25 protein-coding genes are annotated in these 26514 nt (G+C 46.7%); 7 read left to right on the top strand and 18 right to left on the bottom strand.

Going from position 1 to position 26514, the window contains the following annotated elements:
* Positions 1-6: 6 nt before the first annotated feature.
* The gene (locus tag AC1DCV_RS25385) at positions 7-1512 is read left to right on the top strand and encodes an arylsulfatase (protein WP_477025798.1); all 1506 of its coding nucleotides are present in this window, start codon (positions 7-9) and stop codon (positions 1510-1512) included.
* Positions 1513-1573: 61 nt separating this feature from the next.
* Here the strand turns inward: AC1DCV_RS25385 and AC1DCV_RS25380 are convergent, their stop codons facing one another.
* The 7 genes from AC1DCV_RS25380 to AC1DCV_RS25350 all read right to left on the bottom strand — a co-directional run bounded on the left by AC1DCV_RS25380 (position 1574) and on the right by AC1DCV_RS25350 (position 8350).
* On the bottom strand, positions 1574-2323 hold the full coding sequence (locus tag AC1DCV_RS25380; RefSeq protein ID WP_477025797.1) for an ABC transporter permease: 750 nt from the start codon (positions 2321-2323) through the stop codon (positions 1574-1576).
* Between the two features lie 15 nt (positions 2324-2338).
* Positions 2339-3127 carry an ABC transporter ATP-binding protein gene (locus tag AC1DCV_RS25375; RefSeq protein ID WP_477025796.1) on the bottom strand — a complete coding sequence of 263 codons (789 nt, stop codon included), beginning with the start codon at positions 3125-3127 and terminating at the stop codon, positions 2339-2341.
* Between the two features lie 192 nt (positions 3128-3319).
* Positions 3320-3955, bottom strand: coding sequence for a response regulator (locus tag AC1DCV_RS25370; RefSeq protein ID WP_477025795.1), 636 nt, complete (start codon positions 3953-3955; stop codon positions 3320-3322).
* 5 nt (positions 3956-3960) lie between these two features.
* Positions 3961-4740, bottom strand: a complete 780-nt coding sequence (locus AC1DCV_RS25365; protein WP_477025794.1) for a sensor histidine kinase — start codon at positions 4738-4740, stop codon at positions 3961-3963.
* Positions 4710-5348: a hypothetical protein gene (locus AC1DCV_RS25360; RefSeq protein ID WP_477025793.1), complete on the bottom strand. Its 639-nt coding sequence runs from the start codon at positions 5346-5348 to the stop codon at positions 4710-4712. Before AC1DCV_RS25360 ends, AC1DCV_RS25365 begins: the two co-directional genes overlap by 31 nt.
* 19 nt (positions 5349-5367) lie before the next feature.
* Positions 5368-5919 (bottom strand): hypothetical protein, encoded by a 552-nt coding sequence (locus AC1DCV_RS25355; protein WP_477025792.1) that lies wholly within the window; start codon positions 5917-5919, stop codon positions 5368-5370.
* 229 nt (positions 5920-6148) lie between these two features.
* Complete coding sequence (locus tag AC1DCV_RS25350) at positions 6149-8350, bottom strand: B12-binding domain-containing radical SAM protein (protein WP_477025791.1); 2202 nt, start codon at positions 8348-8350, stop codon at positions 6149-6151.
* A gap of 398 nt (positions 8351-8748) precedes the next feature.
* On the opposite strand from AC1DCV_RS25350, the gene AC1DCV_RS25345 reads away from it, so the two are divergent.
* The 5 genes from AC1DCV_RS25345 (at position 8749) to AC1DCV_RS25325 (ending at position 15273) form a co-directional block, all read left to right on the top strand.
* Positions 8749-10005 carry a peroxiredoxin family protein gene (locus tag AC1DCV_RS25345; RefSeq protein ID WP_477025790.1) on the top strand — a complete coding sequence of 419 codons (1257 nt, stop codon included), beginning with the start codon at positions 8749-8751 and terminating at the stop codon, positions 10003-10005.
* Between the two features lie 81 nt (positions 10006-10086).
* Positions 10087-10731 carry a YceI family protein gene (locus tag AC1DCV_RS25340; protein ID WP_477025789.1) on the top strand — a complete coding sequence of 215 codons (645 nt, stop codon included), beginning with the start codon at positions 10087-10089 and terminating at the stop codon, positions 10729-10731.
* A gap of 196 nt (positions 10732-10927) precedes the next feature.
* Positions 10928-11893 (top strand): cytochrome-c peroxidase, encoded by a 966-nt coding sequence (locus AC1DCV_RS25335; protein ID WP_477025788.1) that lies wholly within the window; start codon positions 10928-10930, stop codon positions 11891-11893.
* A gap of 20 nt (positions 11894-11913) precedes the next feature.
* Positions 11914-14469, top strand: coding sequence for a TonB-dependent receptor plug domain-containing protein (locus AC1DCV_RS25330; protein WP_477025787.1), 2556 nt, complete (start codon positions 11914-11916; stop codon positions 14467-14469).
* An 18-nt stretch (positions 14470-14487) separates the two neighbouring features.
* Positions 14488-15273, top strand: a complete 786-nt coding sequence (locus tag AC1DCV_RS25325) for a DUF4397 domain-containing protein (RefSeq protein WP_477025786.1) — start codon at positions 14488-14490, stop codon at positions 15271-15273.
* 91 nt (positions 15274-15364) lie between these two features.
* Here the strand turns inward: AC1DCV_RS25325 and AC1DCV_RS25320 are convergent, their stop codons facing one another.
* The 9 genes from AC1DCV_RS25320 to AC1DCV_RS25280 form a co-directional block, all read right to left on the bottom strand.
* Entirely contained in the window at positions 15365-17269 is a 1905-nt protein-coding gene (locus tag AC1DCV_RS25320; RefSeq protein WP_477025785.1) for a TonB-dependent receptor plug domain-containing protein, read from the bottom strand.
* Between the two features lie 71 nt (positions 17270-17340).
* Entirely contained in the window at positions 17341-18579 is a 1239-nt protein-coding gene (locus tag AC1DCV_RS25315) for an outer membrane protein assembly factor BamB family protein (RefSeq protein ID WP_477025784.1), read from the bottom strand.
* A 294-nt stretch (positions 18580-18873) separates the two neighbouring features.
* Entirely contained in the window at positions 18874-19644 is a 771-nt protein-coding gene (locus AC1DCV_RS25310) for an isocitrate lyase/PEP mutase family protein (RefSeq protein ID WP_477025783.1), read from the bottom strand.
* Positions 19645-19670: 26 nt separating this feature from the next.
* Positions 19671-20456 (bottom strand): PhzF family phenazine biosynthesis protein, encoded by a 786-nt coding sequence (locus AC1DCV_RS25305; RefSeq protein ID WP_477025782.1) that lies wholly within the window; start codon positions 20454-20456, stop codon positions 19671-19673.
* Between the two features lie 168 nt (positions 20457-20624).
* On the bottom strand, positions 20625-20843 hold the full coding sequence (locus tag AC1DCV_RS25300; RefSeq protein WP_079467539.1) for a CDGSH iron-sulfur domain-containing protein: 219 nt from the start codon (positions 20841-20843) through the stop codon (positions 20625-20627).
* A 52-nt stretch (positions 20844-20895) separates the two neighbouring features.
* Positions 20896-21672 (bottom strand): hypothetical protein, encoded by a 777-nt coding sequence (locus AC1DCV_RS25295; protein WP_477025781.1) that lies wholly within the window; start codon positions 21670-21672, stop codon positions 20896-20898.
* A gap of 89 nt (positions 21673-21761) precedes the next feature.
* Positions 21762-22418 (bottom strand): DUF1266 domain-containing protein, encoded by a 657-nt coding sequence (locus AC1DCV_RS25290; protein ID WP_477025780.1) that lies wholly within the window; start codon positions 22416-22418, stop codon positions 21762-21764.
* A gap of 181 nt (positions 22419-22599) precedes the next feature.
* A complete protein-coding gene (locus AC1DCV_RS25285) occupies positions 22600-22977 on the bottom strand; it encodes a VOC family protein (protein ID WP_477025779.1) in 378 nt (125 codons plus the stop codon).
* Positions 22978-23114: 137 nt separating this feature from the next.
* Complete coding sequence (locus AC1DCV_RS25280) at positions 23115-23582, bottom strand: hypothetical protein (protein ID WP_477025778.1); 468 nt, start codon at positions 23580-23582, stop codon at positions 23115-23117.
* Positions 23583-23687: 105 nt separating this feature from the next.
* Between AC1DCV_RS25280 and AC1DCV_RS25275 the strand changes: the two genes are divergently transcribed.
* Entirely contained in the window at positions 23688-24053 is a 366-nt protein-coding gene (locus AC1DCV_RS25275; protein ID WP_477025777.1) for a winged helix-turn-helix transcriptional regulator, read from the top strand.
* On the opposite strand, the gene AC1DCV_RS25270 is transcribed toward AC1DCV_RS25275, so the two are convergent.
* Positions 24050-25390 (bottom strand): MBL fold metallo-hydrolase, encoded by a 1341-nt coding sequence (locus AC1DCV_RS25270; RefSeq protein ID WP_477025776.1) that lies wholly within the window; start codon positions 25388-25390, stop codon positions 24050-24052. The genes AC1DCV_RS25275 and AC1DCV_RS25270 overlap by 4 nt on opposite strands.
* A gap of 291 nt (positions 25391-25681) precedes the next feature.
* Positions 25682-26488 (bottom strand): DUF3108 domain-containing protein, encoded by an 807-nt coding sequence (locus tag AC1DCV_RS25265; RefSeq protein ID WP_477025775.1) that lies wholly within the window; start codon positions 26486-26488, stop codon positions 25682-25684.
* Positions 26489-26514 lie beyond the last annotated feature (26 nt).

Genomic DNA, 26514 nt, shown 5'->3' with positions numbered 1-26514 from the left:
ATTGTTATGGTAAGAAGAATCCTCCTGCTAACTTTGGCTGTCCTGCCGGGCATGATGGTCGTGGCACAAGGCAAAAAAGCAACAACGGCCAGGCAAAAACCAAATATCATATTTATTTATGCTGACGACCTGGGCTATGCAGAAACAGGGCCTTATGGTCAACAGAAAATAAAGACGCCCAACCTTGACCGCCTCTCTGCAGAAGGTATTCACTTCAACCAGTTTTATACCAGCACACCAGTTTGTGCACCTGCCCGTTGCATGCTGCTTACCGGCCACCATGGCGGGCATTCCTATATCAGGGGGAATTACGAAATGGGCGGGTTTCCTGATTCACTGGAAGGCGGACAAATGCCTTTACCGGAAGGTACCGTGACCATTGGCCGCATGTTGCAACAGGCCGGATATACCACTGCTGCCATCGGCAAATGGGGACTAGGCATGCAGTATAGCAGTGGTGATCCCAATAAACAAGGCTTCAACTATTTCTATGGCTACCTGGATCAAAAGCAGGCACATAACTACTACCCTACTCACCTGTGGGAAAATGGTAAAGCCGACAGTCTGCATAATACCTTCATCAACGTACATAAATTATTGCAGCCCGAAACGGCCACCGACAGCGATTTTGATTACTTCAAAGGAAAAGATTATGCGGTAGATGAGCTGACGAAAAAAGCCACTCAGTTTATTAAATCAAATCATTCGGCGCCTTTCTTCCTCTATCTGCCCTATACGATACCGCATGTTTCCCTGCAGGTACCTGATAGTGCACTTAAACAATACATCGGACAGTTCAATGAAAAACCCTATTACGGACAACAGGGATATACGCCGCATAAATATCCATTGTCGGCCTACGCAGCCATGATCACTTACCTCGATACACAAATAGGTATTATCATGAACCTGGTGGCCAGCATGGGATTGGACGACAATACCATTATCCTGTTTTCCAGCGATAACGGCACCACTTTTAACGGCGGGGTGGACGCTGCCTTCTTCAATAGTACCGGCGGCCTTAAAGGGCTTAAAATGGACCTTTATGAAGGTGGTATCCGGGAGCCGCTCATTGCCAGGTGGCCGGGGAAAATTCCTGCCGGCAAAACATCTGAGCTGCCAGGCGTACAATATGACATGCTGGCTACGTTTGCAGACATTGCCGGTATCTCCGCTCCCGCCAATGACGGCATATCCCTGCTCCCGGAAATGACCGGCAAACACGGGCAACAAGCCAGCAGAAAATATATCTACTTTGAATATCCGGAGAAAGGTGGCGCAGTGGCCATCCGCATGGGCCAATGGAAAGCCATTAAAAACGGATTGAAGAAAAACCCGGACGCAGCCTGGGAATTATATGATCTCAATACCGACAAATCAGAAGAACATAATGTGGCAGCCGCTCACCAGGACCTGTTAGCCGGCTTTGACGCTATTGTGAAAAAGGAACACCGGAATGCTCATCTCAACGAATGGGAATTCCTCAACTCAAAAATGACAGTGACGAAATAAATGTTACACATATTACAGGGAGATGGAGCAGGTATCCATCTCCCTGTAAATACAATACCGGCTACTTACTCTCCCACTTAAACCACTTCACTCCCAGTACCACAAAAATGATAGTATAGGCAATGGACGCCAGCAACGCATAAGTTGTTTCCAGCCTCCAGGTGGCCGGATCCAGGCTCGCMGCCAGTATTTTTCTTACCACTCCATATGGCGACCAGATCACAACTTTTTCTATGACATCTCCCAGCACCCCGAATTCTCCAAACATCCCGATCATAATAAAAACAAAATAAACCAGCCGCGTAGTAGAATTTACGGTATCAGGATTTTTAATGCGGCCTACGATTGCCTGCCCCAAACCCAGGTACACAGCGCCTCCCAGCACAGCCATTAATAAGCCCGCCACATAACCGGCAGGTGATATCTTTATATGATCTACAAAATATCCGACTATAAAAACCAATATCGTCATCAGCACAATCATCGCTATCTGTACAGATATGCGGCTGATCATAATTGTCCATGCCGAAACGGGGCCTACCCGCAACCGCTGAAATACGCCCCTGTCGCGATCCCGCGCAATGCTGTTGGAATATCCCATCAGTCCAATGCTGGTAAGCCCGATGGTGATACAGGCAGAGAGTACGAATACGCCGCCCAGTTTATCGATCAGTCCTTTCCAGGAAACCAATATAATTAATGGTACAATCAGCACGAGGCGAAAAGAGCGGCGGTTGCGCCAGAGTGTGGTGAAATCTGCCCGCAGCAAGGCGGACATCACGGCAGAATTTTTAGGTATTCTTGTTTCCATGTTAAGCGCGTTTAATTATGGGCGAACTGCGGTACCGGTTAAACCAATAAATACATCTTCCAGGGTCACTTTCCCCTTCCGTACTACTTTCAATACTTCCGGATCATGACGATGCTTTTCTATCAATGCCTCCGGCGTATCAATCGCAATGATATGTCCGTGGTCGATGATAGCGATGCGGTCGCAGATGGCTTCCGCCTCTTCCATGGAATGTGTGGTGAGTAATACGGCGTGGCCGTTGTTACGGAAGTGTTCTATCCTTTCCCACAACTGCCGCCTCGACTGTGGATCCAGCCCTGTGGTGGGTTCATCCAGGAGTACCAGTTGCGGATCGTGAATGGTGGATATCACCAGCGATACCCGTTGTTGCTGACCTCCGGAGAGTTCCGATATTTTTTTACCGGCCGCATCTTCCAGGCTGATCTCCGACAGCTTTTGCTTTACCTTCTCATCATTCAGATCTACCCCATAAATGCTGGCAAAGAGCCGGATGATTTCGGCGATGGTCAGCTCCGGCTGAAAGCTGGTAGCCTGTAGCTGCACCCCCATGTTGGCGCGGGCATGCAAGGGCTTTTCCTGCGTATTGAAACCGGCTACGGAAACACTACCGGAAACAGGGCGTAACAATCCTTCGATGGCGCTGAGTGTGCTCGTTTTGCCGGCACCGTTAGGCCCCAGCAAACCGAATATTTCGCCACCATGTACCGCGAAGGAAACTTCTTTTACCGCCTGGAAAGTGCCATAGCGGACATTCAGCTGACTCACTTCCAGAATGGGGTCAGGCGACTGTTGTTGATTGTTCATCTAAAGCAGATTTGGTTTTAATTGACGATCGAAAATACAACAACACTGCTGACGGCCGGTAACAAAAAGGCGAACGCCTTGGAAAAAGCGGTAAACGGAGGAGTTATAGCGGTAAAACCGGAAGCCATAGCGCAAAAAAGGAACGGGGATCACATGGTATGATCCCCGTTCCTTTTTGATAGTAACACATCTCTACAGTGTTACCAACTGACGGCGTAAAGCTTCCAGCACCATGCCGGTGCGGCTTTGCACGTTCAGCTTATTAAATAATATTTCCCGGTACCCGTCTACTGTTCTTTCTGTTACATTCATTTTGGCGGCAATCGCCTTATAGGTAAGGTCGCTGCAGGCCAGGCTGAGAAACTCCCGTTCCCGGTCGGTAAGCGTTTGTTTTTGCTCTGATTGTAACAGCAGGCGGCGGTAGTTGACATTGGAAGCATCATTGTAATAGATGCCGGTAGTAAAGATTTCACGTAATGCTTTTTCCAGTTCCGTTGGATGGATATCTTTCAGGAGATAGGCGCAGCAACCTGCTTTCAGCATTTCGATGATAGTAGCATCATTGTCTTTCATAGACAGGGCCACTACTTTAACGGTGGGATATAACTTAAGTACGGCTTCGGTGGTTTTGGCGCCATCCATCACCGGCATGTTTACATCCAGTAACAGAATATCCGGTGCTGCCGGCAGGTGACTTAATTTATCCAGCATTTCCTTTCCATTCATAGCTTCTGCTACTATCTGGAATCCACTAAAGCCACTGATCAGCAAACTGAGTGATTTAAGGAATAGCTGATGATCGTCTGCAATGCCAATGTTGATGTTCATAAAAATTATTCAAGGGGTAATGTGATCAATACTGCAGTGCCACCGGCGGTAGTAACTTCCCAGCGAATATCGCCGCCAAGTAAACTGGTACGGTGCTGCATATTACGGATGCCCATACCGATGGATGACATACTGGCTTTATCAAAACCTGAGCCGTCATCAGCGATAAGGAGGATGAGTTGTTGATCTGCCGTTCTGATACTGATATCAATCACCTGTGGGCGGGCATGTTTGATACAGTTTTGCATGGCTTCCTGTATGATACGAAACAGGATGATCTGTGGTTCCGCCTGTAGTGGCAGTACCATCAGTTCATGGGTAAACTTCACTTGTATAGCCCTGCTGGAATTGATCCGTTCCACTTCCGCTTTCAGGTTTTCGATCAGACTGAACTGGTCGAGCCATTGCCGGCTGAAAGATTTGGAAAGCGCCCGCAAATGCTGAATAGCCGTACTCAGGGTATCTTCTGCTATTTGCAGGGTGTCCGGAATTTCCTTCATGCTCCGTTGGGTAACATTAATCAGGAGCTTGGTGCTGCTCAGTAGTTGGCCTATATCGTCATGCAGTTCCTGTCCAAGGTGGGCAAAGGCTTCTTCCTGCATTTCAATCTGGGACCACATTAACTGTTTGTCGTAATCTTCCTTCATTAACTTAAGCTGATGTAAGTAAGCATCTTGCTTCTTTTTATAACTAATCACTGCAGATACAACCACCAGTCCCATGATGGTAACCAACAGTGAAATAAAAATCACAGCTACAAAGAGATCCTGTTTGACCGGAAGCATACGACGCCTTTTATCAGCATAATATACAACAGGTAATTGGATAATGAGTTCAATACTGCGAAAAAATGCCTTGCCCTGGCAGTATCATTCTCCAGCAACAGGTTGTAAAAAGCATTTACGCTGACAGAAGCCGCGAAATAAATAAAAAAAGCAAGGGTTAGCCAAAAAACAGGGTGCCGGAATATAGAAGCTTCACTATCCGGGGTTATAGAAAAAAAGGATAAAAGGCACCAGCAGATGACCAGGAAGCTCTCTATCGTGATATTGATGCCGGGAAAGGCATGCCAACCACCCAATACAAAGCTGTAAAAAAGGGACACTATTCCGAATATAAAAATGGAAACGCCCATTAATAACCGCCATCGGTAATCCTTGATTCCTGATCGGAGAATAATTGTTATCAGACTATATTCCAGCACCACAAAGAAATGATATACTATAAAGAAACCTAAACCTTCTGTGCCGATCAACTCAACTATTATTTCTGTAATAATAGATACCCCCAGCAGCACGCTTAATATCTTTACCTCCCTGTGTTCCAGGTGAAATAGGCTGATAATAAAGCAGGCTACGAGTAATACATAATAAGCATACACCCATCCGTTCATCGGCACAAAAGTTTAAATTCTATATCGGTTGAAATAAAGTATCCAGATCCGCAGTAGCCAATGGAGAGCCCTGCGCTTTTAACAAGTCAAACAACTGCTTCAATTCAGGAGGTGGCGGATTCTTTCCGTTTCCTCTTTCTTCAATTTTAGGATCACTACTGTCGTGTACCATGTTGTTGGTAGTGGCTTTGGCGAGTAACGCCGCATAACCTACCTGCCCCTGGTTCGCAGTGAGTCCTTCTGCCGAAAGACTGATTTTCTTATTTGCTTCCGGCACGGCAAAGTGGAAACGAATGTATTCACATCCTTCCTGGCTGAGAATACGTAACAGCGACGCCTTGCTGAAATCAACAAAGAAAGTTCCCTGAAAAGCATTTCTCAATACTGGATTGCTCAATAACAATTCGTAAAAACTGTTTAACATGCCAAAATAAGCCGCCGCAGTAATCGGCATACCAAAGGTTTGCGGATCCTGGGTAAACGGCATGTTGTAGTCCAGCTGTTCGGTGGTAGGGTTCAGGTGGCCCTGGCTATCACAACCGTAGCCGGCAAGGGACATTTGATCACTCATTGTTAGGTCAGTTTAGTGGAAACAAATATTTAACTTTTTCCTCATGACTGATACCGGGAAAAACCCCGGTAAAGCTTTTTTAGCTTTTAGCCTTTAGCTGTTAGCTTTTAGGCAATGCAGCGAAGAACAACATATGATAATCTCCACTGCATTGCCTAAAAGCTAACAGCTAAAAGCTAATCCGCTGCATTGCCTAAAAGCTAACAGCTAAAAGCTAAAAGCTAATCCGCTATACCTTCAGCAGCCCCAGCTTATGCAGCGTATTAACGGGCTTATTATCCCAGAAGAGTTCAAAATCGTCCAGCCCTGCTGCTTCATAGCTGTCTTTCACTTCCTGCAGGGTATACGTTTTAGGATTGGCTACTGCCAGCTCCTGCAGCATTGTTGTTAACCATACGCCCTGTGGCGGCTGTACGCTGATATTTACTTTTTCTTTTTTACTCTGGAATGTTAAGGAAGACATTTCCCAGKAAGCGCCCTTCTTTGATTTGGTAATAATTTCCATGGACGGCTGTTTGCCCAGGTATACAACTTTGGAAGTTGGCTTAATAGTGCCTGCCTCTTCTTCCATCAGCGCAGTGGTGATGAAATCAGGATGCACGGATGTTTTGGGCACTTTAAATTCAAACCATCTGGAAAGCGGGTAATCAAAGCAGGCGCCATGCATATAATTCAACAGCGACTTTTTCAGTCCATAGCTGAAAGACTCGTGATCCGCACCAGTAGGATCAATATGCATGATATCGTTATTGGCAAAGGTGCCGGTTTCTTCAGTTTCTTTTTGCACGTTGAACTTCGCAGGGTCCAGTCCAACAGGGCTGTGTGCTGTCATGGTAAACTGGTGCCAGAAAGCAGATTGCAGGATCCCTGCCTGGAACATCTGTCGCACCATCTCCAGGGCATCGATCGTTTCCTGCGCGGTTTGCGTTGGAAATCCATACATCAGGTATGCGTGCACCATGATGCCTGCTTCCGTAAAATGACGGTTTACACGCGCTACCTGGGCTACAGTGATGCCTTTCTGTATCAGGCCAAGCAAACGGTCGGAAGCAACTTCCAGTCCGCCGGAAATGGCAATACAGCCCGATGCTTTTAACAGCAGGCAAAGGTCACGCGTAAAGCTTTTTTCAAAACGCACGTTGGTCCACCAGCTCACGGTGAGCTTACGGCGGATAATTTCCAGTGCCAGCGCACGCATCAGCGCAGGTGGCGCCGCTTCATCCACAAAGTGGAATCCGTTCTGCCCCGTTTGTGCAATGATCGCTTCCATCCGGTCGCATAACAGCGAGGCCGTGATGGGTTCGTAGATCTTTATATAATCAAGAGAAATATCGCAGAAAGTGCATTTGCCCCAATAACAACCATGCGCCATGGTAAGCTTATTCCAGCGGCCATCACTCCACAGGCTGTGCATAGGATTGACTACTTCTATCGCGGAAATATATTTATCCAGCAGCAGGTCGCTGTAGTCCGGTGTACCCAGTTGCGCCTGTTTATAATCATGGGTGGCTTTACTATTGATATACGTTACTTTTTCTTCTGTTAACAGGAAAGTACGTTTCAGTTCTTCCGCTGTTTTTTTCCCTTCCAGAAACAGTAGCAGGTTTTCTATCGGAGCTTCTCCATCATCCAGGGTAATGAAATCCACGAATTCGAACACGCGGGCATCGGCCAGCGAGCGCAGCTCCGTATTAGGAAAACCACCGCCCATGGCCACTTTTACAGCAGGATAGTGCTTTTTCACCCATTGTCCGCAACGCAATGCCGAATAGAGATTACCGGGGAAAGGTACAGAAATAGCTACCATGGCAGGTTGTACCTGTTCCAGGTGCGTAGCCAGCAGGTCTGTTAAAATACTGTCTATATAAGTATACTCCGCCTGTAAAGCATCATACAGTTCATCAAAACTATTGGCGGAACGGCTTAGTCGCTCTGCATACCGGCTGAAACCAAAATGTGGATCCACACAGGCCATGATCAGATCCGATAAATCTTCCAGGTACATCGTTGCCAGGTGTTTGGCTTTGTCCTGTGACCCCATGGAACCAAAGGCCCAGTTCAGGTCATCTAGCTGCGCGAAACGCGAGGCCTCGGGTAAATAATCACGTTTACAGATCAGATGTGCCAGCGTAGGATTCTTTCCCTGTAAAAATAAAATAACGGCGTCGATGGTTTGTATATAATCCTCCTGTAATACCAGCATCCGGGCTATATTCTCAGAGGCGGCTACTGGCGGGGCTGCAGCGATATGTTCAAACAACTGTTCCAGTCCCTGTTTTGAAAATAAACGCAAGGTGACTTCAATACCCAGATCCGCCTGGAAGGAGGTAATATCTTTGGTGTTCAGAAATCCTTTCAGGTAAGCAGTGGCCGGATACGGCGTGTTCAACTGTGTAAATGGCGGTGTTATTAAAAAAACAGAATTACTCAAGTCAGGAGGTTTAAAGCGCAAAAATAACCCTTTTTTGAGCAGAAAGCTAAAGGCAGAAAGTAAAAAGCTATTTTCGCAAATGATAAAAGCGATGATATGCCTGATTTTTTTTGCGCGAGGTCACCTAAGAAAAAGGGCTACAACGTTAGTCTTTCGCTACCATCATCCCCGAAAATAGCTTTTTGCTTTCTGCCTTCTGCTTTGCGCTCAAATGAATAGTCTACAAAATTAATAGACTTTTATTTGGAAATAATAAAAGTCCCCTTTATCTTTGTTTCACCACCGCTGATAAAGCCACCACTCCATCAGTATTCACCACCAGTTTTATTTGTAGCACCGCTTAGTCGCCCCACCAGGACCGGCATCGACTTGCATTGTTCAACCAATAATATACAATCATGAAAACGCATAAGCACTTATTTTTAACCGGCCTGATGGTGGCAGGATTGTTCAGCAACCACTCGTTTGCTGCCCCTAAAAAACCATTTGTAAAACAAGGCATCTGGCGCGGTGTATTTACCCTCAGCGAATCCCAGGTACCCTTTAATTTTGAGTTAAAAGGAAAAGATCCTGAACATGCTGTTTTTACACTGATCAACGGCACCAGGCGGGATAACTTCCATGTACAACGCCTCGGCAACGATTCTTTATTTATTAAGATGAATACCTATGATGCCGCCCTGGTAGCGCACATTGAGTCTGACGGCAAAATTTCCGGCGAATACAGAAGCCTCGTACCTAACTTCCGGGGCAATGCATTACCCTTTACTGCCGAACACGGACAAAGCTACCGCTTTGCAGAACCCGGCACAGAAGCCGCTCCTGCCTTTGATATCAGCGGCAAGTGGGAACTGAAAATAGCCAGCAAAGAGCCTACTCCCAATCGTATTGGGTTACTGAAACAGGAAGGCAACAAGCTTACCGGCGTCATCATGTCTGTAGTAGGCGACAGCCGCGAACTGGAAGGTACTGTTCATGGCGATGAATTTGAACTGTCCGGCTTCACCGGCCCCAGCCCCATCTACATTAAAGGAAAAGTGAATGACGATAAATCACTCACCGGCGAAATCAGCTTAGGCATTTATAACAACATCCGGTTTGACGGAGAAAAAAATGCCGCCGCCGAACTGCCCGATCCTTACAAGCTCACTTTCCTGAAAGAAGGTTATAAAAAACTGGACTTCACCCTGCCAGACCTCAGCGGCAACAACGTTTCCCTGAGTGATGACAAGTACAAAGGCAAAGTGGTGATTGTAGAAATCATCGGTACCTGGTGCCCTAACTGCACTGACCAAACCTCTTTCCTGTCTCCCTGGTATAATAAAAACAAAGACCGTGGTGTAGAAGCCATTGCCATTGGTTTTGAACAGAAAGATGACCTGGAATATGCGAAGTACACATTAGGAAAGTTAAAAGAGAAATACAACATACAATATGATATTCTTTTTGGTGGCATTGCTGATAAGAAAGTGGCGTCAGAGAAGCTACCAGCGCTCAACCGCATGATGGCCTTCCCTACCACCATCATCATAGACCGTAAAGGGGAAGTAAGACAAATACATACCGGGTATACCGGCGAAGTGACTGGCCAGTATTACAAAGATTATGTGGCCAAATGGAACCATGATCTGGATGAACTCATTGCGGAAAAATAACTTTAACATTAATTTCCGGATCTCGTAACCGCTAATCCGCCAGTCCAACTTAAATTCGCACCAAATTTAAACACACAACATATGCAACGATTAGCATCTCTGTTCTTTATTGGAGGATCCATCTTTCTGATGTCTTTCACTACACCTGCTACTGTCAACAAAGGAGAAAAACCAACCAAATCTGCCTCAGCCCGGAAAGCAACTGTTTTCCAGGTAGACGCTAAAGAAAGTAAACTGAGCTGGACCGGTAAAAAAGTAACCGGCCAACACCAGGGTACCATCAATGTAGCCGATGGTAAGCTGGAAGTAGAAAGCAACATATTGAAAGGTGGTACTTTTTCACTGGACACCCGCAGCATTGCTGTTACTGATATTAAAGATGAAGGCGGCAACGCGAAATTACTCGGACATCTGAAGAGTGACGACTTTTTCTCTGTAGAGAAATTTCCGGCAGCAACTTTTGCTACTACCAGCGTAACTTCCAAAGGCGGCGGTAACTACGAAGTAACCGGCAACCTCACTATCAAAGGCATCACCAATCCTGTTACCTTTCCTGCAACCGTAACTGTTGCCGGCAACAAGCTCACTGCGAAAGCAGCAATTAAAGTGGATCGTACCAAATACAATATTAAATACGGTTCCAAGAGCTTCTTTGAAGGCATCGGCGACAAAGCCATCTATGATGACTTTGATCTGGATGTAGTATTGGTAGCCACAGCCAAATAATTCGTTCATTTTTTACTACCCCATTATAATAATTCCTGGGGAGCACGGGCACTCCCGCCCTTGCTCCCGGGAATGCCAATAACCATTTCTTTTTTACAGCCTCCTTACAGCAACACAAAACTTTAATCGACCAATATTTTTTCGCAACCCCCATGTTGCGACCAGGCATTTTATGCCCTCCATAACTTTTACCACCATGAAGCTGAGAAAAATGATATTCATTTTACTGGCCATGCTATGTGCAGGCGTTATCATCACGGGATTCAATACCAGCCCACGATCTGGCGATCCACCGGGCAAGGCCCAACTGGGAGAAAAGCTGTTCTTTGATCCCCTCTTGTCGAAAGATCGCAGTGTAAGCTGCGCTTCCTGTCACATTCCTCAATTTGGATTTGCAGACACTATTGCCTTCAGCAAAGGCATCCATCATACACCTACCAAAAGAAACACACCAGGCATTACCAATCTTTCCGGTCGCCCTAACTTTTTCTGGGACGGCAGAGCAGCTACCCTGGAAGATCAGGCATTACAACCCATCATCAATCCGGATGAAATGGGCCTGCCTATCGAAGAAGCCGTACAGCGGCTGAACGACCAGGAAAGCTACCGGCTTTATTTCCAGCAGGTGTTCAACAGTCCGGCCACCACTAAAAATGTACTCCAGGCCATCGCTGCGTTTGAACGTACCCTGGAAACCGCCAACAGCCCCTATGACCGCTACATTGCCGGCAACGACAGCGCGCTAACGGTGTCGGCTATACGGGGTCGCCTCTTGTTTATTGGTAAAGCCAACTGCAATAATTGTCATTCGGGAGAAGATTTTACGGCGGACCGCTTCAAAAACATTGGTCTTTATAACGGTACTACCTTAAAAGATGCAGGCCGGTATGAAGCCACGAAAGACAGCACCCATATGGGTTTCTTTAAAGTACCCAGCTTACGTAATGTAGCCGTTACCGCTCCGTATATGCATAACGGTATGTTCAAAACATTAAAGGAAGTAATTGCCTATTACAATGAACCCGACAACATTGTACATGATGGCATCAACCGAGATCTGTCGCTCAACAAACCACTGAACCTGAGCCAGCAGGAAATGACAGACCTGGAAAACTTCCTGGTAGCGCTGACAGATGATCGTTTTAAAGTCACACATCATTAACCATAAAAATCAACCAGGGCATGAAAAAAATTATACTGCCAGTCATCTCCCCTCTGCTGCTGCTCTCAGCAACACTATCAGCACAGGACAAACACCTGACAGATACGACCAAACAACTTGGTGAAGTACAGATTGTAGGTTCCCGCAGTGCGAACCGTACCAAGCTGAACTCACCGGTACCCGTAGATGTCATCGATATTAAATCACTGCAGGAAGCGGCCCCACAAACCAGCATCACCCAACTGTTACAATATGTATCGCCCTCCTTCCATTCTGTAAACGGCAGCAATGCCGGTGATGCCGGTTCTGCCCTCAGCCTGGCGCAGCTTAAAGGATTAGGCGTAGACCAGTTGCTGGTACTGGTCAACGGCAAACGCCGGCATAAAAGCTCCAACGTAAATTGGGGCGGCCTGGGCAACGGCGCCACCGGATACGATCTTAACTCCATCCCCGCCGGCGCCATAGAGCGCATAGAAATACTCCGGGATGGCGCCGCCGCGCAATACGGCTCTGATGCCATTGCCGGCGTGATCAACATCGTATTGAAGAAGCAATCTTCCGATGTGATTGTGAGCACTACCGGCAGCATCCGCCGCAGAGGCGATGGCGCCAGCACCCGTTCCAATATCAACTATGGCGTAAAGATCGGCTCCCGCGGCGGCTACCTTAATGCCACCGCCGAATTTGCCACACAGGCCGTATCCCTGCAGCCGGGCCGCGATGACGCCGGATTATACAATGGTCCTATTTATGGCGGCGGCGCCAACACCCGCGGCTATGATAATATCTATACCAAAGAAATTGATGATGCCATTCTGAAAAGCCGGGGCATAGACCGGCACTTCTTTGATCAACGCGGCGGAGGTTCCAACAAAGCTAAAGATGCACTGCTTTTTTTTAATACAGCCATTCCCGTTAGTGACCATGCAGAAGTTTATGCTTTTGGGGGTATCAGCCACCGTAACTCCCAGTTTACCGCGGTATACCGCCTCCCTGGCTGGACAGAGCGCAACAACACCTCCCTGTATCCTGATGGATTTTTACCCGCCATGGATAACGCCATCACCGATAAGTCCATTGCTATCGGGCTGAAAGCGCAGGCAGGAGAATGGAAATTAGACGTATCCAATGTATACGGCAAAAATGATTTCGGCAACGTGATCAGCAATTCATTAAATGCGAGCCTGGGTGCAAAAAGCCCCACTACTTTTGATGCCGGCAAATACAATGCGTCTCAGAATACGGCCAGCCTGGATATCAGCCGTTACTTTCCGCAGGTGTTGCAGGGCCTTAACCTGGCCTTCGGCGCACAATACCGCACAGAAACTTATCAGATCATCGCAGGTGAAGAAGCCTCCTATAGTAAAGCAGACCTTCGCCCTGTTTATTCTGTAGATACCACCGTGGGGGGCGTCCCTTATCTGACCGACGGAGGGCTCATTGCATTGAATGGCCTCTCGCCCGGTTCACAGATCCATGCAGGCTTCCGGCCCTCCAACGAAGTAAATGTAAGCAGGGCAATTGTAGCGGGTTATGTAGACCTGGAACTCAATATCACAGAGAAGTGGTTGTTATCCGGTGCACTGCGTGCAGAAAACTTCTCGGACTTCGGCAATGTTACCACCGGCAAAATAGCTACCCGCTATAGTTTTGCGCCCTGGCTCAGCATTCGTGGATCGGCCAACAGCGGTTTCCGCGCACCCGATCTGGCGCAGTTCTATTATACAGAAACGTCTACCAGTTTTCAGCAGGGCCGCGCTATTGACCAGGTAACTGCCTCCAACAAAAATGCCGCCACAAGAGCACTGGGTATCCCTTCCCTTACCCCGGAAAAATCGACCGGATACACGGCCGGCATTACCTCTCAGCCGGCAAGAAATGTAGAACTCAGCGTAGACGCTTATCTCATCGATATCAAAAACAGGGTGGGCAATACCGGCAACTTCTCTGCCACCGATGTGAATCTGCCGGCAGATGTACGTGCATTGTTACTGGCCACCGGTACCACGCAGGCGAAGTTTTTCTACAATGCCTTCAGCACACGTACCAAGGGCATTGAATTTACCGGCAGTTATAAAATACCGCTGAACAAAAGCAGTCTACAGCTGCTGGCAGGCGGCAACTTTGTGAAAAATGAAGTGACGGCTGTCAACACCCCTAAAGGATTGGAACAATACAAAAATGTTATTTTCAGTGAGTCGGAAAAAGCCAGGGTTACAACGAACATTCCTCAGCAAAAAATAACGCTGCAGGCTATATTGAATACACGCCGGTTCAACTTCCTGGCACGTACTATTTACTTCGGCTCCGTAACTACTGCTTCTGCACTTAACGCTAATTTCCCCAAACCTGATTATTATTTCCAGGAGCTGAAACCTATCTGGGTGACTGACTTCTCCGTAGGATATCATATCAGCAAAGAAGTACAGGTAACGGTAGGCGTAAACAATGTATTCAATGTATTGGGGGATTATTCAGATGCAGCCATTTCCGGTCTGCGCAATCCTTCTATTGTAGGCATACAGAATGGCAGCGCAGGTATACAGCCATTTGCCAGGTTATATGCACGTTTTTAATCCTTAAAACATTCTCTCATGAAAAACAATCTTTCTTTCTTCCTGAGCAGCTTTACCATACTGGCTTTCAGCGCCTGCAACAAAACGGATTACCTGGATGTGAATGCAGGCGACCGGCCACCACTGTCTGCCAATATACGTTTCGTCAATGCACGCACCCAAAATACCGGCATACAATTCTGGACATTTACACAAAAGGTGACTACCACCGCAGTGCTGCCAGGTACGGCATCACCCTATGCTGCCACTACTTTTGGTAATGTACAGATCAACTTTACGGAAGGCAATGGCACTGCCTATAAAGTATCGCGGCAATTTGGCAACAGCGCCGCATACAGTGCTACAGGAGGTCCTAACGGTCCTATTGCAGGATACTACCATACTGTGTTTGCAGCACCTGCTAAAAATGATGTTACCAAAGATACGCTGCTGCTTTTTTATGATGATCTCTCCGCCCCCCCTGCCGGTAAAGCCAAATTACGCTTTGTGCATCTGGCTCCCGGCATCGCCGGCGTGAGTGTAAAACTCCGGCAGAATGGAACGGAAACCACGCTTTACAGCAATATCTCCTACGGCAGTGCCGGAGGCAGCAATCTCAAGGGATCCGCATATGACAGTGCTCCGTTCACTAACGTAAACGCCGGTACGATTTCCCTGGTGGTGAGTGCGGGCGAAGGAACAGAACCTTTGCCGGTACAGGAATCGGGGCTAAGTAATATCACGCTCGAAACCGGAAAAATTTATACGGTGTTTATACGGGGAGATAGCAAGGGGTTGATCAATGCAGGGATTATAACGCAGTAAATTTCAAAAGCAAAAGGTACATAACAGATCAGGGGCTAAACACGAATACCTTCGTGTTTAGCCCCTGATCTGTTATACGTTATTAACTAAGTTACAACTTAAAGCTCGCTCCTACTGTCACCCATCTGCCGGGCATCATCACGGCTCCTGCTTCTACGTAAGTCACGTCCAGCAGGTTGCTGGCATCTGCGTATATCTGGTAACGTGATTGCTTATACGCGATACGTGCATCTATCAGCGTATAGTCTTTATAGTTAATACGCATGCAATAACGTGCAGCAGCAGAAACGCTGAAATGCTGCAACAACTCCGTGCGCACATTCGCGGTAAACTGATGCCTTAAACTTTCAATGACGTAACGCGAAATCTTTGTAGACAGGGCATCACCTTTGAAAGAAGGAGAAAGATAGTTATAGCCGGCATTTACACTGATACTATTAAACACGTAATGCGGTTGCAGCGCGGTATTATATCCGGCATTGAGTCTGAACCCGGTCATATCTGCACGCTGAAAATTCTGTGGCTGCCAGTTGATGGTAGCCGGATTAGCCACACCTGCGGTATCTTTTACATAATCAATAAAGTTGCTGATCTGTCTGTAGAAAATGGAACCGCTGTAGGAAAATTTACCACTGAATTTACGGATACCCACTTCACCATAGCTGGCCTTTTCAGGGCCCAGGTTTTCATTGCCGATAATACCCTGACCTTTGTAATAAAGGTCGGTATAGGTAGGCAGCCGTTGTGCTGTACCGGCATTGGCATAGAGTTTCAGATCCGGGGTAATATTAAAGCCCACGTCCGCACCCGGGAAGAATTGCCAGCCATAGAAAGAATTGTAATTAAGATATCCGCCGAGGGTGAAAGTAAAACGACGGTCTGCTTTTGACTTGTATTCACCGGACAGGCCCAGATTGGTTCTGTCGTGGTTACCCAGGCTGGTACTTTTAATATGCTCATACCGTCCTTCCACGCCGGCGCCAAAGGTACCGATGCCAGTGGTGAAGGTATTATTCAGTTCTGCTCCCAGTACATTGGTGTTATGCAGATTGCGGTACTTATTGGGTTTTATGTAGATGTAATCATCTTTGGTATACCGATAACTGATCCGGGGCGTCATCACCCAGTTGCGGGTAATACGGGAAGTATTGCTGACAGCTGCCAGGAAAGTCTTCACCGTTTCTTCCGAGTTCAGATCTCCCGGAGGAGCATAGAACCCGTTGGCGCCATAGTTATTGTTGATGAACCCTGCCATTACATTGTACTGGTGCAGGGGATCATTGTTAAAGCCGGCCTGGTAAAGCGCACGATAGTTGTCGTATGCGGTGTTATAACGATATCCGTTTCCCTGGTTGCGGCTGATGGATAAAGACTGGCTGTTGCCGCCTTTTACCAGGGCGCCGCTGGCACCAAGACTGTAAGCGTCATACAGTTTATTATTTTCATTCTTTTTAAAACTGCTACCACCGCTACCGTTGATAATAAGGCCACTTTCGGTGGCTTTACGGGTCACGATGTTGATAGCCCCATTAAGGGCGTTGATACCGTAAATACGGGCCGCAGCGCCACGTAATACCTCAATATGATCAATATCTACCAGCGATACCGGCAAATTCATCATATTATGGCCTGTTTGCGGATCGGTGATCTTTACGCCGTTCAGCACGATCAGGGTCTGGTCGAAGGTGCCACCATCGATCCCTATATCCGCCTGGATGCCCTCCGGTCCACGCTGGCGTACATCCAGCCCCGGTACATATGACAACACCTCTGTAATAGAAGATACCGGCATGGCTTCTATCTCCCTACGGGTAATGATGGTAATATTGCGGTTGATGGCCTTCACTGGCGCTGCCAGCCTGTTTTCCTGTACAATTACCTCATCAAGATGGCGGGTGATAAGGGTACTATCTGTCCACTTTTGCGCGGAAGCGCTGCCACAAAGGCCCAGGAACACGGAAAAAAGTAATTTATTGCTCGAAACTGCTACACGCATCTTTAAAAATGATTGCTAAAAGACCGCAAAAGTAAGGAATTACGAATTAGGAATTACGAATTAGGAATTCCTTATTGCAATGCGTATACATTCCCATCGGTACTCCCGAAGAAGAGCACCCCATCTTCCAGCCAGGGAGTGGATAAGATGCTGCCCATGTCCAGGAAGTCGGCGTACATCTTTTTATAATCATCTTTATACCTGGCCATCAGGTCAGGGAATAATTCATTGGTAGCCGGATTAAAAAAGCGGGCCTCCTGCTGTTTGCTGGCAGCAGTTTGGAAAATAGATACGCTTTCACCAGTGCGCAGGCTCATCTTCTGAATTTTACCATCCAGACTTCCCATATAGCCGTAGTCGTTAGTTGATGTGATACTGCTGAAAACATTCAAACGTACAGGCGCCTGCCATTGCAGTTTGCCATAGGCAGCCCCAAAGGCAAGGGCACGGTGAGTGTCGGAAGTAGATACCAGCAGACGCTTGCCAGCCAGACTGGGCACGCTGGTCCAGCTACCCGGTTCATGATATACCCATAATCCTTTGCCGGTGCGAAGGTGCAGCGCATATACATTATAGTCACGCGCACAGAAATAAACACAGCTGTCTGCCACTACCGCATGAAACTGTACTTCTCCCACCGGAAAATATCTTTCTCCCATAGTATCAAATTTCCAGCGCAGTGAACCATCCGTGTTCAGTGCATAAAAGAAGCCATCAAAGCTGCCGGCCAGGATAATATTTTCAGCTATAGTAGGTGCCGCATGTACGGCGCCACCGGTGAGATATTTCCATTGCAGCTTGCCGGTGCGGGCATTTAATGCATAGATGTGACCGTCTGTACTGCCTACATATACAATACCCTGATGTACCGTAGCAGAAGATAGAAAATAGTCCCAGGGATCGGTGGCGTGCTCTCCTTTTGTTTTGAAGGTCCATTGCAGTTTACCGGTATGCATGTCGAGTGCATAAAAGTTGCCATCTTCACTCATAAAAAATACTGCAGTACTATCGCAGGCCACAGTAGCATTTACCGCTCCGTTGGTTTTAAATTTCCAGTATTGCTTCCCATTGTTGCGGTCGAGCGCATACATACAGGAATCTGCTGCACCGATAAAAAGATAATGCCCGTTGATCACCGGGGAAGACACTACTTTTCCTCCGGTTTTAAACTGCCATTTGATGGCGGGTTTATCGCTGATATCTGTGCTGCCGGTATTATTGGCTCTGTTGGGGGAACGGCCCAGCTGTTGTGCTGTCAGGGAGTGGCTCAGCGTAACCAGGATGGTCACTGACCATAACAATAATTTCATAAGCAGGAATATATATTAGCCGGTTAAGATACATTTATCTAACCGAAAAATTTGTAATTTCGTTTTGTTATGATGGCAAATAATAACAGGAAAGAAAAAATTATTAAGTGGCTCAAAAGAATTGGCTTCTGGGGATTCCTTTTCTTCCTCATAAAAGGGCTCTTATGGCTGGTGCTGGGCTACTGGATATTTAAAAGGTGAAGCACGCCCCGGAGAGCGTGCCCAAAAACGCACGGGATGCGTTGACCATTTGTTAAACTACTCCTGATGCTGAAAGAAGCATCCCTCCTGCCCTTATTGAAACACGCCTGCAAATGATCCTGCCACTGCAATATCGTGTACTACCTTTTTAAGATGATCATTCACGGACCGGTATACACTACCTCCCATGCTGATTCTTTTCACACCCGCTTCGGCCAATGCAGTAAAGGAAGGCAGCTCCGGCATAGATAACACATTCACCGGTAAAGCAGTAGCGGCAGTTACCTGGCTGATATCAGATAATTCACGGATGAAAGGCACAAAAATACTATCGGCGCCTGCTGCTTCAAATGCTTTGATGCGTGCGAAAGTTTCATTGAGCCGGTCCGGCACATTCAGCAAAAAAGTATCTATCCTGGCATTGATAAACAGGGGAATATTTTTTCGGGAAAGTTCATTTCTGATGAAACTGAGCTTGCGGCTGAACGCTTCTATTGGTGCTAAAACAAGGCTGTCCGCCATCACAGAATCTTCCAGGTTAATGCCTACCACACCGATATCATGTAACTGCTCAATATGTTGTACCACCACTGCCGGATCACTACTGTATCCTCTTTCTATATCTGCTGATAATGGCACCTTAATATGACGGGCTATTTTTTCGATGATAAAAAGCAATTCTGCAAAAGGAATCTGTTCTCCATCTTTATAACCCAGGGTATCGGCGATAGCAGAACTGGAAGTGCCGATAGCAGTAATGCCATTATCCTCCAGGATCCGGGCACTGGCTACATTCCAGGCATTGCCTAACAACAATGGGGTGTTTTGGTAATGCAGGTCTTTAAATAATTCGTACTGACTCATGTGTTGGGTTTTATGGTAGTCAAAAATTATATACGGAAAATCCCTTCAATCACGGTGATCGCTTCTCCCTTCAGCAATACTCTGTCACCCTGCAACACCACTTTCAGTTCACCACCACGTGCAGATGCCTGGTAGGCGAAGAAATCATTTTTATGAAGGCGTTCGGCCCAGTAAGGAGCGAGACTGCAGTGTGCGGAGCCTGTCACCGGATCTTCGTCTATGCCTATGGGACCTGCAAAAAAGCGGGAAGTAAAATCGTACGGGGAGCCAGCTGAGGCCCTGGCAGTAATGATACATTTATGGGCCAGCAATAATTGCCGGTCGGGTTTAAAATCAGCTACTGCTTTGTCGGATGCTAATTCCACAATATAACGGTCTACGCTATACGCCACATTCACGATTGTTTGTGTAAACATGGGTTGCCACAGATCCGGCAAAACAGCCGATTCACTGTCCCTGGCAGGAAAATCCAGTTCTATCCAGTCGCCACCGCGGCTGGCTGTCAGCACACCACTCAGCGTATAAAATTGAATGGTTGCCTCCGGAGGCACCAGCCCGGCTTCCCATAGTACATGCGCGCTGGCCAGGGTAGCGTGTCCGCAGAGCGGAATTTCTACCAATGGAGAAAACCAGCGCAAACGATATCCGTCCTGCTCCGGTAGCAGGAACGCGGTTTCGGCGAGGTTATTTTCTGCGGCGATGGCGGCGAGTGTAGCATCGTCCGGCATGCTTTCCAGCAGGCATACGCCCGCCTGGTTGCCTTTGAAAGGCTGATTCGTAAATGCGTCTACCTGGAAAAAACGGATATCCATATGTCTCTGGCTATTAATATCTCACAAAAGTGCAATTATTTACCTTGCAAAAACAGGTGCAAAAGTGGCTATTTCGACCATATCAGATGGAGTGCATTAAAATGAGAACAGGCTCAGAGCAGCCGGTTGTAACCGCTTCCCTGAGCCTGTAAGTATCGTTGCTATTCACTATTTTTTAGGAGGCAGCGCAAATGCTACCGCTTCATGCTCGAAATGACCTTTGTGAGAACCATCACAAAAAGGTTTGTTGGCAGATAAACCGCAACGGCAGATGCTTACTGCTTCCCGACCACCCAGATCGTAGTTGTTGCCGTTTTTGTCCACGATTTCAAACTCACCTTCTATTTTAAGTGAACCATTGTTGTTAACTGTAATCTTAGTAGCCATAAATTTTCCTTATTTAGCGGACAAAAGTAGGAAAAACTAAGCGAACCCACTTTTATTTCCTTATTAACTGTCGCCTGCCACCCTCATCAACCATCACCCGTGCATCCGATGCCGGCCCCCAGCCCGCCCACACATAATGGGTACGATTGTATTGTTCCATGGCTATGCTATCAATCTTTCCATTTTCTTCCAGGTTATATACATAGTAAGGATCATAGCTAAATATAGTTGTATGCAGGCTATCGTCACCACCCTCTCTCTCTGATACCCCCTTACCTATCAAAAGTACCTGGTGCTGTGCATTGTCGTCCCCTACGGCTACGGGGAAATCTATTTCTGTATGCAGGATCATTTCAGGCTGACTATCCTCAATGCGTATAACTGCCGTTGGTTCAGTAGAGGAAGCATTCCTTTCTCCAAAAATCAGCACCCAGGTTTGCTTCTTTTTTTTGTAGATAAAAACCTCGGCAGATGCCACCGCATTATTGTTCATCCTCTGAAAACTACTATCTACCTGGCCCCAGCAGCCATCCGAAAAAATCTTTTTTCCTCCCCGTGTCAGGGAAAAAGTAACTTCATCTACACAATAAAAGTTTCCATTCTTTCCCGTGGTGGCCAAACGGATAGTGTCTGGTTTATTGTCCTGATCCAGGTCGTATATAATTACTTTCGGTGAAGGCGGAGGAGCACTCATGATTTCCCCGGAGATAGCACTATCTTTATTTTGGAGCCCTTCCCCCGTTGTAGCGGCGGACATGTTATTCACAGACTGATGACAGGCCATACAGCCGGATAATAACAACAGACTGGCAGTGGTATAAGTATGCATGATGCTTCAGGTAAGAGACGAGCCTTGAAATTACTAAAAAAGGTTGTACCACCAGACGCAGTACAACCTTCTTCATAAAAAAATAACGCTTAGTTCAGCGGTAATATCTGGTAAATATTATTATCTCCTTTGGTGATCGTTTTGGTCAGGTCTTCAAATTCTTTGGTATGACTTTCATCGCCGCCCCATACTTTACGACCAGCGAGCCAGTCTGCAAAGTAATCATCCCATGTTTTAAAATCTTTGCGGGCCAGCGGCAAAGTAGCGCTGATATATTTTTCCGCTTCCGGTTTTCCTATATAACCTGCAGCATAACCCATGCAGGCATTATTGACGAGACGCGCGTAGTCCCAGGCGCGATGCGGATTTTTAGCGTCTCCTGCTGTCAGTTCTTCCAGGCTTTTCAACAGCGTAGCTTTATCTGTGATACCCCAGGCATCTTTGAGCATGCCTTGCGCACCCGCTGCATCATCCGTTTGAAAAGGAAATTCGAGTATTCCTTTGTAGCCATCAATGATGGCTTGTTTGTCATCACCTGTGATCCTTTTGCTTACTTCTTCCTGACCACCGTAGCCGTTTATAAAATAAATACCTCCCAGCATAAAACTACTGAGCTTATCATCTTTCAATGCTACTTTGGAAGCTGATGTCGCAGTACTGTCATTAGCGGGTTTACTGCCACCGCCACAGGATGCAAATCCAATTGTTACCGCCATGGCAGCAGAAAATAAAATTGTCTTGTTCATTGTTTTTTGATGTTTAAAGTATGAGGTTGTAAAGAATACAGGTTATGGGCATGTCACAAACATGATACATTCACATGATAACGGCCTGAATGTAAAAAATTATATTTGAAAAAAAATAAAATAATAATGCCGGTGTGTATMATACACACCGGCATTATAACGTGTACTAACTTTCTCCTCCTTACTGGCTAACAACGGAAAGTATGTTACCAGCGGGGTCTGCAAACCAGGCGACAGTAGGATCACTATCTCCGCGGTGAATACCTTTTGCATCTGTTTTGATGGCTCCCTCATACTGTAAAAATTTAACACCTGCCGCCGTCAGCTTATCTACTGCCTCTTCCACATTACTCACGGGAAAATTAAGAATGGTAAAAGTAGCAGGGGTATGATCCGGTTTCAGATAGATCAGTATATTGTTACCACCGGCAATTTTTAAGGTCAGCATATACTCCCCGTTTCCTTCCACTTCCAATCCCAATTTTTGCTGATAGAAATCTTTTGTCTGTTGCAGATTATTTACAGAAAACCCACTGTATGCTTTTGTGTTCCTGAACATAAAAAATATTTTTCTGGTGAAGAATACAAGCCGCAGCGGCCTGTTCAATAAAGACGCCCCTGTAAATCTACCATCATTTCATCAATAGTAAGGGGTGCAAACAAGGCAAAGTACGGGGTATTATGCGACAACAATTGCTATATGATTTGTTTCCGGTAATGGACCGCTGATTTTATCATCTTACTAATACTCATTAACAGCGGATAAAAGAGCAATGCCTGTAATATACCGGTGGCCTCAAACCAGAAATCACCTGGTAATTCATAAACCGGTGGCGGAAACAACAGCCGGAAAAAAGAATTGTTACCGGTTACTAAAAAAACAATATTTTTAACCAGGTGATTATATACGCCCTCGTATAAACCAATGATCAGCAAAGGAAACAAGAGCACCGAAAACAGATAGCATACCAAAAGCGGATTACTATCCGGATACTTCCGCAACAGCCGGTCCAGCAGGTATACCAGTAACATAACCGGTATGGCTACAAACAGGACATGCAACCGCCAGTGGGTATGATAGATAATAGCGCCGTAAACGTGATGAACAGCAGTTAGTAATAACAGCAGGGCCGTAAAAAAAGTGGTTCTTTGTAGTGGTTTCATCGTATAAATTTCTACAAAGTTGTTGCTAATCGGTGGAAGCACCCATAGGTAACCAAAAACTCACTTAGCCACTTTTATAGTTACCTGCTTTAAAATGAAAGGAATATGAAAAAAGAGATGTCCCCGGTTTTAATATATCCACCGGCGCTATGCCCGATGGCACTTACACTAAATATTATAGGCGGCAAATGGAAGCCGATGATCCTCCATCTGATTACACAGGGCGTTAACCGGTTTAGCCTGCTGGAAAAGCAATTACCGGGTATCAGCCGCAAGATGCTGGCCAATCAGCTGCGGGAGCTGGAGCAGGATGAACTACTCACCCGTGAAATATTTGCGGAGATTCCGCCCAGAGTGGAATATACACTTACCGCCCAGGGGCATTCCCTGGTAGCGGTGGTGATGCCCCTGTATGATTGGGGCGTACAGCACCTGGCGCACAAACAACCGCGGCACAGCGCTGTTATTTAAGGCTCAAACTGTTTGACCGCATTACCCAGGTCATATGTTTTCACCTGGTCTTTCAGCGCAGCGGCAATGATACTGCTACCCGCGGCACTACGGTAGCCACCGGCACAATGTACTACTACGGGCCGGCTTACCGGAATTTCGTTGGTACGTTCCCGTAATTCATCCAGTGGAATCGATATGGCGGAATCGAAAATTTTGTACTCCGCCGCTTCTGTGGCCATGCGTACGTCTACAATGGTATAATTTTCCGGATGTACCCTGAAGTCCTCCAGGGGTATAGCATCTATTTGTTCAGATCCGCCAGTATACACCGCGGCCCCTTTTATAAATGATTCATAGCCAATTTTGGCGGTCTTCCTGATCACGCTTTGCAAAACGGTCTCCTCTCCTGCCAGCAGGTAAAAAGGTTCTCCGGGAGCCACTATACTCCCCAGCCATGTTTCGAACTTAACACCGTCCTGCAGATTCACCGCACCGGGCAGATGTCCCTGTTTAAAAATGACTTCCGGCCGGGTATCAATGATCATCGTTCCTGCATCAAACACAGGCACTCCGGAAATAACCGGCACCTTTGACAGAGAGATTTCGAGCGGCGCAGCCCCGGTTCTGTTGATGTCTACATCGTAGGGGAAATATTTTGGAATAAATGGCTGCATGGATAGCAGCTCTTTTACAAATTCGGTTTCTGTCAACTCATCCAGACTCCAGTTGCTTACTTTTTCTGCTGCAATGGTGCTGCTGTCTTCCTCGCTGAGCGACTTGCCACAAAGTGTACCGGCGCCATGTGCAGGGTATACCAGCACATCATCGTCCAGCACCATTAATTTTTCCCGGAGAGAATGATACATCATACGCGCCAATGCTTCCCTGCCGGCAGTAACATTACCCGCATTCTCCCGCAGATCCGGCCGGCCGCAATCACCAATAAACAAAGTATCTCCCGTGAATACCACCCTGTCTTCTCCAGCATAGGACAGCACAATACTGATACTATCCGGCGAATGGCCGGGTGTATTCAATGCTTTGAGCGTGATATCTCCCAACATAATTTTATCTCCTTCATCAAAGCCGGTATGCAGATAGGCAGCACCCACCAGCTGGGAGCAATAGATCTTCGCGCCGGTAATCTGGTGCAATTCCAGGTGACCGCTGATAAAATCGGCATGCGGATGCGTTTCAATCACCGCGACAATTTTTGCATTCAATGAGGTTGCATAGTCCAGGTAAGGCGCTACGTCCCGGGAGGGATCTATCAAAATGATTTCATTGACTTTTTCGCTGTAAATAGCATAAGAGTAATGCGCCAGTCCTTTATCTTCAAACTGTTGGATGTCCATTTTTTCTGCCTTTTAATGATGCTGAAATGTATGATGCCTGTGTGCCGGAGTATGCTTCTCTCCGGTGTACTGCCTTATAACGGTTTCAGAGAGGAAAAGTTTGATGGCAGCACAGGATATTTAAAAAACAGTATCCCTATAAGCTATTGGCAGAAGAAGCGGGCGCACCTGTTGGAGTAGGTTGGTAATGGCTGTGGAATGCCGGGAAAGTTTGAAACAGGTAAACCGGCTTTATCGGGATGGGCCGTACAAACAGGCATGATACTGTTTGTACGGCTTATCATCCTTGTTTTATTTCGCTTGCACAAATCGTTCTTCCAGGTAGGGGGCTAATCCGGGGAGCTTCACTTTGTACCGGTACATGCCACCAAAACTATCTTCTTCCTTCAGTAACTCATGACCGGACTTGCTGATCCAGAAAATCTGGGTATAATGTCCCATCGGGGCGTCTCCTTCTGTAAATAATTTCCAACAGTCTGTTTGCTGACCATTCAGCGTTTGTAATACTTCACTACCGGTTACCTTATACATCACGTATTTTGGAGGCTCCAGCCCCGCGTCGTAAAAGTTGATCACGAAGGTTTTGCCGGCTGCCAGGGCCAGCATTTCAAATGTTTCTATGTCCAGGTGCCAGTTATAATTAGGGCGTTCAAAAGCGAGTTTAAAATCTGCCGCCTTATTATCGGGGGCGTTATCGCCTGTAATGCCGGTTTGGGACCAGTTATAGGCCTTCTGCATCGTACCCCTGGTTTCTGCATGGTATAAGGGAGAAAAGTCCGCTACGGTGTTAACGGAGCTGAATACCGCATACCGGGCGGTATCTTCACTATACCAATGCTGCGTAATCCGGAATACGGGTTCATTATTCCTGCTGGTCTTTTCAATTTCACGCACCCACAAACTTACGTTCAGTTTATTGGCATGTGCAGGGCTTTGGAAATACACCAGGTATTGTTTTACGCCTGGCTTCAGGAAGCTGGTGTTCAGCCGATGATGTTGCTGATCTACCGTATCCGTTTGCGCTGTAACGGAAGAAGTAATCAGCAAACACGCAATAACTGCCGGTAAAAATATTCGTTTACAGGACTTGAGATACATACTTGTTGGGATTTTAAGTTGAATAA

It is taken from the genome of Chitinophaga sp. 10T418 (assembly GCF_056394125.1).
Note: the sequence above shows the minus strand (reverse complement) of the source record. Positions and strands in the feature narration are given on the sequence as shown.